10 protein-coding genes, 1 pseudogene and 1 riboswitch are annotated in these 12,902 nt (G+C 38.2%); of the genes and pseudogenes, 1 reads left to right on the top strand and 10 read right to left on the bottom strand.

All coding sequences use genetic code 11. The features are described from left to right. Positions 1-16: 16 nt before the first annotated feature. From upp to HMPREF2963_RS06365, 5 genes and pseudogenes are all read right to left on the bottom strand, one after another. On the bottom strand, positions 17-646 hold the full coding sequence (gene upp, locus HMPREF2963_RS06350; protein WP_003025639.1) for a uracil phosphoribosyltransferase: 630 nt from the start codon (positions 644-646) through the stop codon (positions 17-19). Between the two features lie 97 nt (positions 647-743). Further along, positions 744-3,398 carry a magnesium-translocating P-type ATPase gene (mgtA, locus tag HMPREF2963_RS06355; protein WP_070669234.1) on the bottom strand — a complete coding sequence of 885 codons (2,655 nt, stop codon included), beginning with the start codon at positions 3,396-3,398 and terminating at the stop codon, positions 744-746. 260 nt (positions 3,399-3,658) lie between these two features. Continuing rightward, a riboswitch (M-box (ykoK) riboswitch) is annotated at positions 3,659-3,811 on the bottom strand. A 68-nt stretch (positions 3,812-3,879) separates the two neighbouring features. Continuing rightward, a complete protein-coding gene (locus tag HMPREF2963_RS06360) occupies positions 3,880-5,046 on the bottom strand; it encodes a MalY/PatB family protein (RefSeq protein ID WP_070669235.1) in 1,167 nt (388 codons plus the stop codon). A gap of 1 nt (position 5,047) precedes the next feature. Next, a pseudogene (locus HMPREF2963_RS09075) lies at positions 5,048-5,143 on the bottom strand (PLP-dependent transferase); the annotation flags it as partial. Positions 5,144-5,314: 171 nt separating this feature from the next. After that, positions 5,315-6,943, bottom strand: a complete 1,629-nt coding sequence (locus HMPREF2963_RS06365) for a putative polysaccharide biosynthesis protein (RefSeq protein WP_006269843.1) — start codon at positions 6,941-6,943, stop codon at positions 5,315-5,317. 85 nt (positions 6,944-7,028) lie between these two features. On the opposite strand from HMPREF2963_RS06365, the gene HMPREF2963_RS06370 reads away from it, so the two are divergent. Continuing rightward, on the top strand, positions 7,029-8,474 hold the full coding sequence (locus tag HMPREF2963_RS06370; protein WP_070669236.1) for a UDP-N-acetylmuramoyl-L-alanyl-D-glutamate--L-lysine ligase: 1,446 nt from the start codon (positions 7,029-7,031) through the stop codon (positions 8,472-8,474). A gap of 119 nt (positions 8,475-8,593) precedes the next feature. Here the strand turns inward: HMPREF2963_RS06370 and HMPREF2963_RS06375 are convergent, their stop codons facing one another. The 5 genes from HMPREF2963_RS06375 to pflA all read right to left on the bottom strand — a co-directional run bounded on the left by HMPREF2963_RS06375 (position 8,594) and on the right by pflA (position 12,879). Continuing rightward, positions 8,594-9,352 carry a CPBP family intramembrane glutamic endopeptidase gene (locus HMPREF2963_RS06375; protein ID WP_070669237.1) on the bottom strand — a complete coding sequence of 253 codons (759 nt, stop codon included), beginning with the start codon at positions 9,350-9,352 and terminating at the stop codon, positions 8,594-8,596. A gap of 396 nt (positions 9,353-9,748) precedes the next feature. Next, positions 9,749-10,447: a DUF1803 domain-containing protein gene (locus HMPREF2963_RS06380; RefSeq protein WP_058670232.1), complete on the bottom strand. Its 699-nt coding sequence runs from the start codon at positions 10,445-10,447 to the stop codon at positions 9,749-9,751. Further along, positions 10,440-10,952, bottom strand: coding sequence for a YiiX/YebB-like N1pC/P60 family cysteine hydrolase (locus HMPREF2963_RS06385; protein WP_070669238.1), 513 nt, complete (start codon positions 10,950-10,952; stop codon positions 10,440-10,442). Before HMPREF2963_RS06385 ends, HMPREF2963_RS06380 begins: the two co-directional genes overlap by 8 nt. Positions 10,953-11,002: 50 nt before the next feature. Beyond that, positions 11,003-11,938, bottom strand: coding sequence for a manganese-dependent inorganic pyrophosphatase (locus tag HMPREF2963_RS06390; RefSeq protein ID WP_037597626.1), 936 nt, complete (start codon positions 11,936-11,938; stop codon positions 11,003-11,005). A 143-nt stretch (positions 11,939-12,081) separates the two neighbouring features. Continuing rightward, complete coding sequence (pflA, locus tag HMPREF2963_RS06395) at positions 12,082-12,879, bottom strand: pyruvate formate-lyase-activating protein (protein WP_037597629.1); 798 nt, start codon at positions 12,877-12,879, stop codon at positions 12,082-12,084. Positions 12,880-12,902 lie beyond the last annotated feature (23 nt).

Here is a 12,902-nt window from a genome sequence, read left to right on the forward strand (position 1 = left end):
TCAAACATAAAACTTATTATTTTGTACCAAAAAGACGATCTCCTGCATCTCCCAATCCTGGAACGATGTAGCCATTTTCATTCAAGTGATCATCAAGGGCTGCCGTAAAGATTTCCACGTCTGGGTGAGCTTCTTGTAAAGCTTTCACGCCTTCTGGAGCCGAAACAAGACAGACAAATTTAATATTGTGTGCTCCACGTTTTTTCAGTGAATCAATAGCTAAAATAGCTGAGCCACCTGTTGCTAACATCGGATCCACTACGAAAATTTGACGTTGGCTAATATCTTCCGGTAATTTCACAAGGTATTCAACTGGTTTCAAAGTTTCTTCATCACGATACATTCCAATATGTCCGACTTTAGCAGCTGGTACAAGACTCAAAAGACCATCTACCATACCAATACCTGCACGTAAGATTGGGACAATAGCTAATTTTTTACCAGCTAGTTGTTTTTGAACTGTCTTTGTAATGGGTGTTTCAATTTCCACATCTTCTAATGGTAAGTCACGTAAAACTTCATAACCCATTAGCATAGCAATTTCATTTACTAACTCACGAAAAGCCTTGGTAGATGTATCTGTACGGCGTAAGATAGACAATTTATGCTGAATGAGCGGATGTGCGATCACTTGAAATTTTTCCATGATTGGTGTTCCTTCTTTCAATTTATTCTTCTTATTATAACAAAAAAACATAAAAAAGGCTTATAATAAACAAGCCTTTTCAAAGATTACCAAGTCCTTATAACCATTCGTGGTATTTTTTTATATATAAATGCTTCACAAATGTAACACTTGTCATATACAATACCATAATGAGGATTAGGAATAAGAAATACATCCCATTTAATGGAGTGACTTTTAAAAGAGCTGCAAAAGGACCGTAGGGCAATAAAGTCACAAAGAAGACTGCCGCTAGAGTGGTCATGACTACGGATAAAGCCGGTCTACTTTGAATAAATGGTAATTTGGGTGAGCGCAACATATAGATAACCATCGTTTGCGTCCACATGGACTCAATAAACCAGCCTGTTTGGAAAATCGTAATGAAATTGCTAGACATACCATGATGATAAACAGACCTTGTTATCATTGGTGCAATAATAAAGAACAAAATTAAAAAGGTTGTACAGTCAAAAATAGAACTAATTGGACCAATCCAGGCCATGAAACGAGTAATGGATTTTGCACTCCAAATGCGAGGCTTTTGCAAAAATTCACGGTCTACATTGTCAAATGGTAAAGCGATACAAGAAATATCATAGACCAAATTCAACACAATCAAATGAATCGGTGCCATAGGCAAAAATGGTAAGAAAATACTTGAGATTAGCAAAGAAAAGATATTTCCGAAGTTGGAACTCACTGTCATCTTGATGTACTTGGTCATATTGGCATAGACTTTGCGACCTTCCACCAAGCCTTTTTCAAGCACCAATAAGTCTTTATCTAACAGAATAACATCAGCTGTTTCTTTCGCAATATCAACAGCTGTATCAACTGAAATACCTACATCAGCTACTTTCATAGAAGGAGCATCATTGATTCCATCACCCATATAACCAACCTTGTGCCCGTTTGCTTTCAGTTGTAAAATGATGCGCGCCTTTTGGTCAGGCGATAATTTAGCAAAAACAGTTGTGGTTTCAACAACTCTGCTCAATTCTTCATCCGACATCGTTTCAATCATAGAGCCTAGCAAGATGTTCTTTGCATCTAAGCCAACCTTCTCACAAACTGCTTCTGTAACTTTTTCATTGTCACCTGTTAAAATTTTGGTAGCTACGCCATACTCGGTTAATGCTTTAATAGCAGGGGCTGCTGACGGTTTTGGTGGATCGAGAAAAGCAAGATAACCTGTCAGAATCATGTCAGACTCATCTTTGACCGTGTATTCATAATCAGCATCCAAGTCCGAACGATAACTGACTCCCAGCACACGCAGACCCTGCTCATTTAACTGTGCGACCTCTGTTAAAATTTCTTGACGGATTTCTTCTGTCAAAGGAAGGATTTTCCCCTTGTCTTCGACATAATTTGAAATGGCCAGCATTTCTTCTAAAGCACCTTTTGTCACCATGCTAACGACATTCTCATCATCTCGAACCAGCACACTCATGCGGCGACGTTCAAAATCAAAAGGTAATTCATCAATTTTCTTAAAAGTTTGGTCTAAATTGCGAACGATTTCGTGTTTTTCAGCTTCTTTTTCTGTCCGATTGATAATAGCACGATCCATCAGGTTTTTTAACCCTGTTTGATAATAAGAATTTAAGTAAGCCCGACGAAGCACTGCCAAATCAAGATCTCCATGAATATCAAGTGGATACTCCAAGACAATCTCATCTTGTGTCAATGTCCCTGTCTTATCCGTACAAAGAATATCAATTGCTCCTAAATCTTGAATGGCATTGAGTTTCTTGATGACAACTTTTTCTTTTGCCATAAGAATTGAACCCTTCGCTAAGCTTGCTGTGATGACCATAGGAAGCATTTCTGGCGTCAAACCGACACCGACACTTAATGCAAATACCCCAGCTTCTAGCCAATCCCCATCTGTCAGACCATTGATAAAAAAGACAATAGGTACGAGTACCAACATAAGGCGAATCAACAACCATGAAATGCTGTTCATTTCTCGTTCAAATGAAGTTGGTTCATCATAAGTATTAAGCGTTTGCTCAATAGCTCCCATTTTTGTGTCGTCACCAACAACAAGCACAAGCGCGCTAGCACGACCAGAGATTACATTGGTTCCCATAAAGGCAAGTGAGTCAGATTCAAGTAAACTCTCTGTATCTTTGATCTCACATTTATCCAATGCCATTTTTTCAACCGCATCACTTTCACCTGTCAAACCTGACTGTTGTACGAAGAAGTCGCGCGAATCCAAAATTAGCACATCTGCTGGCAACATGTCTCCTGCACTCAAGCGGATAATATCTCCCACCACTAATTCTGTAATCGGAATTTCTTGCTCTTTTCCCTCACGAACAACTGTCACTGTATTGACAATCATACGCGAAAGATTACTGGCAGCTTTGTCACTCCGCAATTCTTGCACAAAGCGAATACTCCCAGACAACAAGACAAGGACAACAATAATGATAAACGTTGTCGGATCTTCCTGACCTGGTTTTGCCAGCCAAACATTGGTAACCAAGGACACCAATGCAATGAGTAAAAGAATAACGGTAAATGGGTTGATAATAGACTCATAAATTTTTTTAACAATTGAATCTTCTTGCCCTTTTGTCAATTCATTTTCACCGTATAGATCACGATTTTCTTCTACTTGCTCCTCTGTCAAACCCAATCTAGATGTGTTGAAAAATGTCATCGTATCCACTACAGACATACGAAGAGCATCTGTTAATCTTTCTTTTGCTGTTTTCACTGATTTTCTCCTCTATCTAAGATACATCCGAGTGACAAAATAACTGCATACAGCCTTTTTACTCAGATGTCATTCATTTGCTAGAGTCGATTCCAAGGGAGCGTGAGGAATGCTCAGATATGGTAATCGACTGTTTTCCTGTTGACTCGGGTGATCATCATTCGGCATATTCTCCACCCCTTTCCCTTGCATTTTTTCTTTAAAAAATCAGCTCAAAACGATAAAATCCTACCATGAAAAACATGGCAGGACTGTATGTCTTGTGTTACCGTTCAAGCTTTAACTCCGTAGGGCAGTGAAATGACATTAGTCAAAACCTTAGCGATCTCAACTGCTAACCAGCGCATAGTGTCTCCACTACTTTGCGGTAGTCATCCGTATCCCTATGGTAGCCTCACCTACCGATTTTTCATACTAACTATACTCCTCTTAAGAACGATTGTCAACCAAAAGTGACTGTTTTCGAACATTTCTTTTTATTTTATTTGGGCAAGCAACACACGATTCTCTTACAAATCTCTTCTACCAGTGACTTAGGCGCTGCAATATTCAGCCTTGCATGCAGCTCACCCTCACTTCCATAATCACTTCCCCGATTGAGAATGACTTTTGCTTGGTCATGCAGTAAAGTAAAGAGTGCATCATCTGTCAAACCATAGTCACTGAAATCAAGCCAAATCAGATAGGTCCCTTGTGGTTTCATAACCTTTAAACGCGGAGCCTCTTTGGCAAAATACTCCACTGCAAATTGAATATTTTCTTCTAAAACAGCTTTTAGTGCCACTAACCAAGGTTTGCCATAACGATAGGCCGTTTCTGTCGCAATGTACCCTAAACTTGACACCTCATGGTGGTTATTAACAAGTTGCTGGTGTTTAAATGTTGCACGTAATGAAGGATTTTCAATAATGGCATAGGAATTTTTGGTGCCTGCAATATTAAAAGTCTTGGTAGCACTAGAAAGTACCAGAGCAAAGTCTTTAAAATCCGGTGAAACAGTATTAAAGGAAACATGTTGATGACCAAATAAAGTCAAATCTTGATGAATTTCATCTGATACTAAAATAACATGGTGCTTTTGACAAAGCTGACCTACTCTTTCTAGAACTTCTTTTTCCCAGACACGTCCTCCGGGATTGTGCGGGTTACAAAGAAGATAGAGTTTCACATCATTTTCGACAATATCTTTTTCCAATTGTTCAAAATCAATTTGAAACAGACCATGTTCTTCTTTTAGAGAATTGGATACTAAGTTTCGATTATTTAACTGGACACTACGAGCAAAGGGTGGATAGACAGGAGAATTGATTAGGACCGCTTCTCCTTCTTTGGTAAAGGCTTGAATCGCAATAGAAATGGCTGGCACAACACCTTCCACAAAAACAATAGAATCCTTATCAAACGAATACTGATGTTCGCTTTTTTCCCAATCCAATACCGCTTGGAGCAACTCATCACTCGCATACGTATAGCCATAAACTAACTGTTCTGCATAGTCGTGAATCGCATTTTTCACTTCTGGCATGACTTCAAAGTCCATATCTGCAATCCATGCTGGTAGCAATTGAGGATCAGTCTCTGTTTCTTTCCATTTATAAGTGTGGTGAGACAAGCGATTCGGTGCTGTTTGAAAATTGTATTTGCTCATATTATACCTCCAAAGCAAATGTTAAATCTGTTATCAAATCTTGGCTATCCTCAATCCCAATGGACAATCGGAAAAAATCATCTGTTAAACCATAGCATCTTGATATCTTCGCTAGAATATCCTAGCATTAAATATCCTTTCAAAAAAGCTGCTCTATAATTTTTATTGAAGGATTCATCATTTATAAACTTTTATTGCAAGAATAGCTATTTTTATTATAGCTTAATTTTTATAAATTTTCTACAACATTAAAAAGCCTTACGACCTTTTAATGAATATGAAATTTTTCACGTAAAACTTGAGCTTTTTCACCAATAAATCGGTCTAACAAGCGAACCCTCAAAGCCATTGCTCCATAAATGATAATTCCCAGACCACCAATCATAATTAAATAAAGCATGCTAGAAATGCGTCCATTTGGATAAAAGACAACTCCCAGTACCACTTCCACAATGGCAATTAAAAGAGACATGATAGCAGTTAAAATCCCTATCAATAAACTCCGTTTAACGAGAATTCTTTGATTGAGTCCTGTTACTTGGCGAATGTGTTGGTACATCAAAACAATTGGAACAATCAGTCCGACTGTCGTTGCAAGAAGCGGACCATAAGCTCTGAATAAATAAATAAATGGAATTTGCAAAATAAGCTTAACAAGAACTCCATAGCCAAAATAGATAATAGCTTTGCGATTTTGGAAAAGCGCTTGAATCATTGGCGACAAGACAGTATAAATGCCTAAAATAATTGTCTGTAACATAGCAAAAATGAACAAACCTAAAGCTAAACGATCTGGTCGCCCATAAAAAATTGTGTATAATGGACGCGCCACTAAGACAGAGCCAATTGTTGCTGGTAAGAGAAATAACAGTAACATACTTAAGTTATCTTGAACAAGACGTGCTGCAGACTTCAAATCACCTTTGACATAGTTTTCTGTTAGCAGTGGAATTCCTACACCCCCGATAGAAGTCGCTACCGCAATCAAAATCATCGTAATTTTATTGGGATTAGCGGAGAAATAGCTAAACATAACCACCAGCTGAGAATTAGTATAGTTCGTAAACCATTTCATAACATTGATAAAAGTTACTTGGTCAATAATCTGGAAAAGCTGAATGGCAGAACCAGTGATAATAAACGGAATAGCTTCCCGAATCGTATCCACTAAAAGAGCACGACTGTTAATGTTGGTGCTTGACACTGGCTTATGCAGAATAGATGACAGCAAATTCGCTTTCCAGAGGAAATAAACCAAAACTGCCATACTGGCAAACATGCCAATAAAAGCAGCAAATGTTGATTGTGTAACTGCAGCAGCATAGTCTTTAGAACCCAATTTCATAATAAAGAATGTTGTCAAAAGCATCCAAATAACACGAATCACCTGCTCAGCAATTTGACTGATTGCATATGGTTTTAAATTGTTAAATCCCTGAAAAAAGCCACGGATAACACTCATAGCTGGGAATACCAGTACTGCCCAAGATAGGCTTTGCATGACAGGAATGAGTTCTTTCCCAACGCCTGATACATGCGCAAAGAAAGGTGATAAGAGATACATCACCACTGCAAAAATGGCTCCCAACAAGAGCATAAATTTCAAAAATTCACGAATGAGGGTAAAACTATGATCCTTTTGATCCATTGTGTTGTATTTCGCAACTTGCTTAGCGACCGCAACAGGTACGCCTGCTGTGGAAATCAGAAGAAACCAAGCATAAATATTATAGCCCATCGTAAACAAGCCATTAGCTTCTGCACCATGTTTGCCCATCCAGATATACCAAGGAATGATATAAATCGCCCCTAAAAAACGGCTGATAAAGTTACTTGCTGTCAACCAAGCTGTCCCTAGAAGCATTTGTTTTTGTTGAGTTGTTGTTTGTTGATCCATACATAACCTCTAAAAGTAGTCTTATCTTATTATAAACTTTTCCTTTCCGCTTGTAAAACCTCGCCATTAAGTTTACAATAGAAATATGATAACAATTGAGAACGCATTAAAAATTTTGAAAAATGATCACAATTTCCGCGAAATCATTGATAAAGGTGAATACTATTATAACATTACTGATGTCACATTTGATAACATCAGCTATGACAGCCGCGATGTGACTGCTTCAACTCTTTTCTTTGTCAAAGGTGACAATTTTAAAAAAGAATTTTTGGGAAAAGCGGTTGAATCAGGCTTACGGTTCTATGTCAGTGAGACGGATTTTGAAGTAACTATCCCAGTGATTCTAGTCAATGATGTCAAACAAGCCATGAGTCTTCTTGCCATGGAATTTTATGGAAATCCGCAAGACAAACTCAAACTGCTCGCATTTACAGGAACCAAAGGAAAGACAACTTCGGCTTATTTTGCCTATCACATTCTCCAACAAAGTCATAAGCCTGCTTTGTTGTCTACCATGAACACGACGCTCGACGGAGAGCACTTCTTCAAGTCTACTTTGACAACACCGGAAAGCTTAGATTTGTTCAAAATGATGGCGACAGCGGTTGAAAATGGCCGAACTCATCTGATTATGGAAGTTTCCAGTCAGGCTTATTTAAAAAAGCGAGTTTACGGTTTAACTTTTGACGTTGGTGTTTTCCTCAATATCAGCCCTGATCATATCGGACCAATTGAACATCCGACATTTGAAGATTATTTTTATCATAAGCGACTCCTCATGGAAAATAGCCGAGCTGTTGTCGTTAATAGCGAAATGGATTATTTCCAAGTGGTGGCTGAGCAAGTTGCATCTATAGAACATGATTTCTATGGACAATATTCCGACAATCAAATTCATCATTCGCAAGCATTTTCTTTTGAAACAAGCGGAATCCTCACAGAAAAATTTGACATTCAGCTAATCGGACGTTTTAACCAAGAAAATGCACTTGCTGCTAGCCTTGCCTGTCTACGCTTAGGTGCCACTATTTCTGATATAAAAAAAGGCATTGCTGCTACACGTGTATCTGGGCGCATGGAAGTGCTGACTCAAAACAATGGTGCAAAAGTTTTTGTTGATTATGCGCACAATGGTGTCAGTCTGGCTAATCTCCTATCTGTCGTTCAAGAACACCAAAAAGGCAAAATTGTTTTAGTACTTGGTGCAACCGGAAATAAAGGAGAAAGTCGTCGCAAAGATTTTGGACAACTACTCAATCGCCATCCAGAATTGATAGTTATCTTGACAGCAGATGACCCTAACTACGAAGATCCGATTGCCATTGCAAAAGAAATTGCCAGCTACATTTCTTTTGACGTTTACACGATTGCAGACCGCAAAGAAGCTATCAAAAAAGCTCTTAGCTTAACAAACAAAGAAGGTGATGCTGTTATTCTAGCTGGTAAAGGTGCTGATTGTTACCAAATCATAAATGGAGAAAAAGCAGACTATCTAGGCGATTACGCGATTGCGGAAAGGTATTTATAGAATTGAATAAAGGTCGAGATAACAGTCTTCGACCTTTAATTATTGAAAAAACAACAACTTTATATTAGTAAAGTAAAATAAGCATTATTTTTTAGAAATTAGAATCTTGCCTTATGATTTTACTTTCTCCAACTAATCAAAACATACATTAGACTTGAACCATAGATATCCGCAAGAGCATGCGCGAGGAAGAAAGGTAAAAGATTTTTAACCTTATATTTGTAAAGGCAATAATAGAGAAGTCCAAAACCAACACCGATCGTCAGTGCCCAGAGCATTCCATGATAAGTGTGGAAAGAAACACGAATGATCATCGAATAAAGAAGAACCCACCATTTATATTTTTCTTTTACCGAGGTTAATAAGCCTAAGAAGAAAAATTCTTCATAAAAGCCATTTAGCAAAGCATAGAGAATCATCATCGGTGTCAAATCGGTAAATTTACGGAAAATTTCTAATAGATCAATGTATTTCCATAATTGCGGATTAAAATAGTTGTATTCTCCGCTAAGGGTCGTCACGATATCTGCTAGAATCCCCATCACCGCAAAGATAAAAGGAATCCAAAAGAGTACCGACCACGATAGACGAATCGGCAACTGTCTAAAATCAAACCGACGAAGTATTAAGTAGGCTATCGTCAAAGCTAACATAAGAAGCTGCAACTCTAGGTTGTTAAAGTAAGCCGCTCCGTCATTTGCTGTTTTACTAGTTGCATCTGCTACTGCTGTTGTAGTGGACGGAGACAAGCTAGCAAGATAAAGTTCTGTTGAACGATAGATAAATCGCCCAAATAGCAAGACCGTCACGATGACAATATCAAACCATTTCAGATACTTCAGGGGTTGAGTGGGACAAATTCTTGCTAAAAGATTCACGATATATTCCTTTCATAAAACGAAATAGGAGAGGGACGAAACTCAAAACTAAAAATCTTTAGTTTATAGTCTCACTCCACAAGGTTGCTCAACAGTCTGGGAGCCTGTTGAGGTGGCGAGTGCGGAAAACGAAATTTTCGTCAAAAGTACTCTTCCGAGCTTGAAAAGCGAACAAACCTTGAGGCTTGCTTTAACCCCCTATCCGCCAATTCAAAGCTGTGCTTTTGACACATCTTCATGGAAGGGGGCTTTTCAACCTCCAATAGTCCAGTGGACTATTGGAGCAATCAGCTACTGCATCGTTGATTTATTGCACCGTATCCTTTGAAGCTAGAGACTTTCATCCCAGCCTCATACCAACCATAACCATTATACCTATAAATCTATCAAAAAATCTTAAAATTTTATTATTCTATGATGTTTATTGTAAAAGTCTACAGACTTTTGTACACGAAAGGTTAAGGTTTCTTTATCAAAATCCAGTTTCAACTCATAGTTTCCTGATTCGTTAGGTACGATATAGCCTAAAATCACTAGAGCATCTACAAAAATATCGCGCCGTTTTTGCATCAGCTCAGTTTTACGACCATACTTTAGCAAAAAAGTTGTCATATATTTTAGAGCATACTCCGGATTAACATCTCCTATCAACTTATAAAGCTTTTGTTGCTGATTATTCAATGGATATTGTTGCTTTAGCTTATAAAAATAATTGGAAAGTGTCAGCTGCTCTCTGAGAAAATCTGTTGTTTCCACTAAAATAGCCTGGTTGGTCTGATTGGTCAAGCGTGTCTTAAAGCGCACATTCCGCAATTCTTTATAAAGAGAACTGTCATCTCGTACAAATACTTCCTGATCCAAAGACAAATCCGTCACATTTTGCAGTAGAGGAAGGGTTTGTTGATACCGTTTGTTTGCTCGAACCACATAGCCTGCCTTGATATAGTCCTCTATAGAGCGATCAATATTGGAAAAGTTTGCAAATTCGCACTTTATCTCTCGCAAAGTAACATCATCATGTCGGTCTAAATAATTTATCAATTCATGAAAAAAAGGCTGACGTGTTAAACGACTGGGATTGATTACTTTAATCATCTAATCTTCCTTTATAAACTAATTTTTCGGATTGAGCCAATTGGCTAGGATTGGTTCCTGGCTGATGAAGAGGAACTGCTAAACCTAACTCTTTGTAATACTGCTGCCAAAAAGGAGCTATTTCCTCTTTTTCATCACCGAACTGCATAGGAGTGGTTTCAAAAATGGGGAGGATTTCTGCAATATATTCAGAACAATAAAAGCCTGTCGTATCTGGATAAAAGCTATTATTATAAGGTTTATAAAGGTGTTGCTCTGCTCTTTTCCAGACAGCTTTTACATCTATGTCAGAACAGGCATAAACAGCATAACATTCATCAACCTGTAAAAATTGATCTATCGGTTCTTTAATGACACCGCGCTTACTTGTCGCATGGTAAATCCAACCAGCAAAGAAGATTGCCACATGGTTATACCACCCAGTTGATCGCTGAATGGCCTCTGCTATATCAGATTGACTGGATACAAAAATTAAATCTCCATTTTGTAAATCTTGAATCTTCATAGAACTATTGTATCAAAAAAGGAGCCGAAACTCCTTTTTCTTCCAAATTTTTATCCATTAAAACTTTCAGTCAATTGTGGTACAACTTGTTTTTTACGAGAAACCGCACCAGCAAGGAAAGCATGATTATTTTCAAGTGTGAAATGGAAAGCTGCTTCCACTTTATCCATATTGCCTCCAAGTGCAAGGATTTCTGAGTTAGAATTGATAATATCGGTAATCATCAAAACGAAGTCAGAATAACCATTAGCAGCATTTGTTTTTTCAATAGCTGCTTCCAATTCAGCTTGACGTTCTAAAACTTCTGCAATATCAACTGTGTTGACTTGTGCTACACGAACTTGGTTTCCGTTTAATTCAAATGTTTTAGCATCAATATCAATCAATTCCTCGGCTGTTTTGCTAGCTAAGTTGGTTCCAGCTTTAAGCATAGCCAAACCGTATTCTTCCAAATCAACTCCTGCAAGCTCTGCCAACTCAGGTGCAATCACTTTATCACTCGGATGAGTGGTTGGTGATTTCAGAAGAAGCGTGTCTGAAATCAAACCTGAGAGCATCAAACCTGCGAGTTCTTTTGGTACAGCTACACCAGATTCTTTAAACATGCGATAAACGATAGAAGAAGCTGAACCGACAGGCTCCAAACGCATATAAAGTGGACTAGCTGTTTCAAAATTTGCCACACGATGGTGATCCACAACGCCATAGACTTCTACTTCTGCAATGTCAGAAATAGATTGTTGAAATTCATTATGGTCTGTTAAAATGACTTGCTCAACTCCTTCTGCTTTGGCAGATGTCACCACACGCGGTGCCGTTACTCCAAAATAATCCAAAACAAAAGCTGTTTCTTCATTTGGTTCTCCCAAAGCAACCGCTTCTGTATCCAAGCCATAAGCTTCACGCGCAAGATAAGCAAAGGCCACAGCTGAGCCAATCGCATCTGAATCTGGATTTTGATGACCGAAAACTAAAATTTTAGACATGATCGTACCTCGTAAACTTTTTATATACTTTATTTTAGCACAATTTTAAGATTTTCACAAAGAGAGGAATAGAAAAGCACCCAATCGTTAGTTTTCCTGTCTAACTTTTTGAGTGCTGATCAAAATCTCACTTCCTGCTTTTATTAACTATTATGTATGCGGTTCATATACTCGGTATAAGATTCTGTTTTCATAAGTTCTTTGGCATTTGCTACTCGATCAGCAGTTGGCGGCTTTATACCTTCTAATGGATAAGGAATGCCCAATTCACGCCATTTAAATTCTCCCATTGTATGATAAGGTAGCACTTCAAATTTATCAACTGTTTTTAACGTTTTAACAAACTCACCTAATTCTTTTAAGTCGTCATCACGGTCTGTTAACGTTGGAACCAAAACATGGCGAATCCACATTGGAACACCTTTATCAGACAGATATTTTGCACATTCCAAAATATTCTTATTGGTGTGCCCTGTCACAAATTTATGCTGGGCATCATTGATTTCTTTAATATCCAGCAACACTAAATCTGTCACTTCAAGCAGGCGATCAAAAACTTTGAGATACTCTGGTGTATTGCGGAACGGCATCGCACAAGTATCTAAAGTGCAATGAATTCCCAATTCTTTAGCTTTGGTAAAAAGTGCAGTCACAAAATTAATCTGCAAAAGAGCTTCACCACCACTTACTGTAATCCCACCTTTTTTACCCCAAAAGCCACGATAACGAAGCGCTTCTTGCAAAACGTCTTCAACCGTTCGCTCTCTTGAATTATTGGTTTCCATTGCCCATGTATCTGGATTGTGGCAATATTGGCAACGCATTTTACAACCCTGTAAAAAGACAATGAAACGGATACCAGGCCCATCAACAGCTCCAAAACTTTCAGTCGAATGGACCATACCTGTTACTTTTCCATAATCAATGACTTCTTTTTCCATCGTCTTATCCTCTTGAAAACGTT

The organism is Streptococcus sp. HMSC067A03, from assembly GCF_001814295.1.
Taxonomy (GTDB): Bacteria; Bacillota; Bacilli; order Lactobacillales; family Streptococcaceae; genus Streptococcus; species Streptococcus constellatus.

Excerpts from the sequence above, each read along its gene's own strand:
- HMPREF2963_RS06385 (WP_070669238.1), bottom strand. The coding sequence starts at position 10,952 with ATGAAGATTCAAGATTTACAAAATGGAGATTTAATTTTTGTATCCAGT.
- HMPREF2963_RS06365 (WP_006269843.1), bottom strand. The coding sequence starts at position 6,943 with ATGGATCAACAAACAACAACTCAACAAAAACAAATGCTTCTAGGGACA.
- HMPREF2963_RS06380 (WP_058670232.1), bottom strand. The coding sequence starts at position 10,447 with ATGATTAAAGTAATCAATCCCAGTCGTTTAACACGTCAGCCTTTTTTT.
- upp (WP_003025639.1), bottom strand. The coding sequence starts at position 646 with ATGGAAAAATTTCAAGTGATCGCACATCCGCTCATTCAGCATAAATTG.
- HMPREF2963_RS06390 (WP_037597626.1), bottom strand. The coding sequence starts at position 11,938 with ATGTCTAAAATTTTAGTTTTCGGTCATCAAAATCCAGATTCAGATGCG.
- HMPREF2963_RS06370 (WP_070669236.1), top strand. The coding sequence starts at position 7,029 with ATGATAACAATTGAGAACGCATTAAAAATTTTGAAAAATGATCACAAT.
- pflA (WP_037597629.1), bottom strand. The coding sequence starts at position 12,879 with ATGGAAAAAGAAGTCATTGATTATGGAAAAGTAACAGGTATGGTCCAT.
- HMPREF2963_RS06360 (WP_070669235.1), bottom strand. The coding sequence starts at position 5,046 with ATGAGCAAATACAATTTTCAAACAGCACCGAATCGCTTGTCTCACCAC.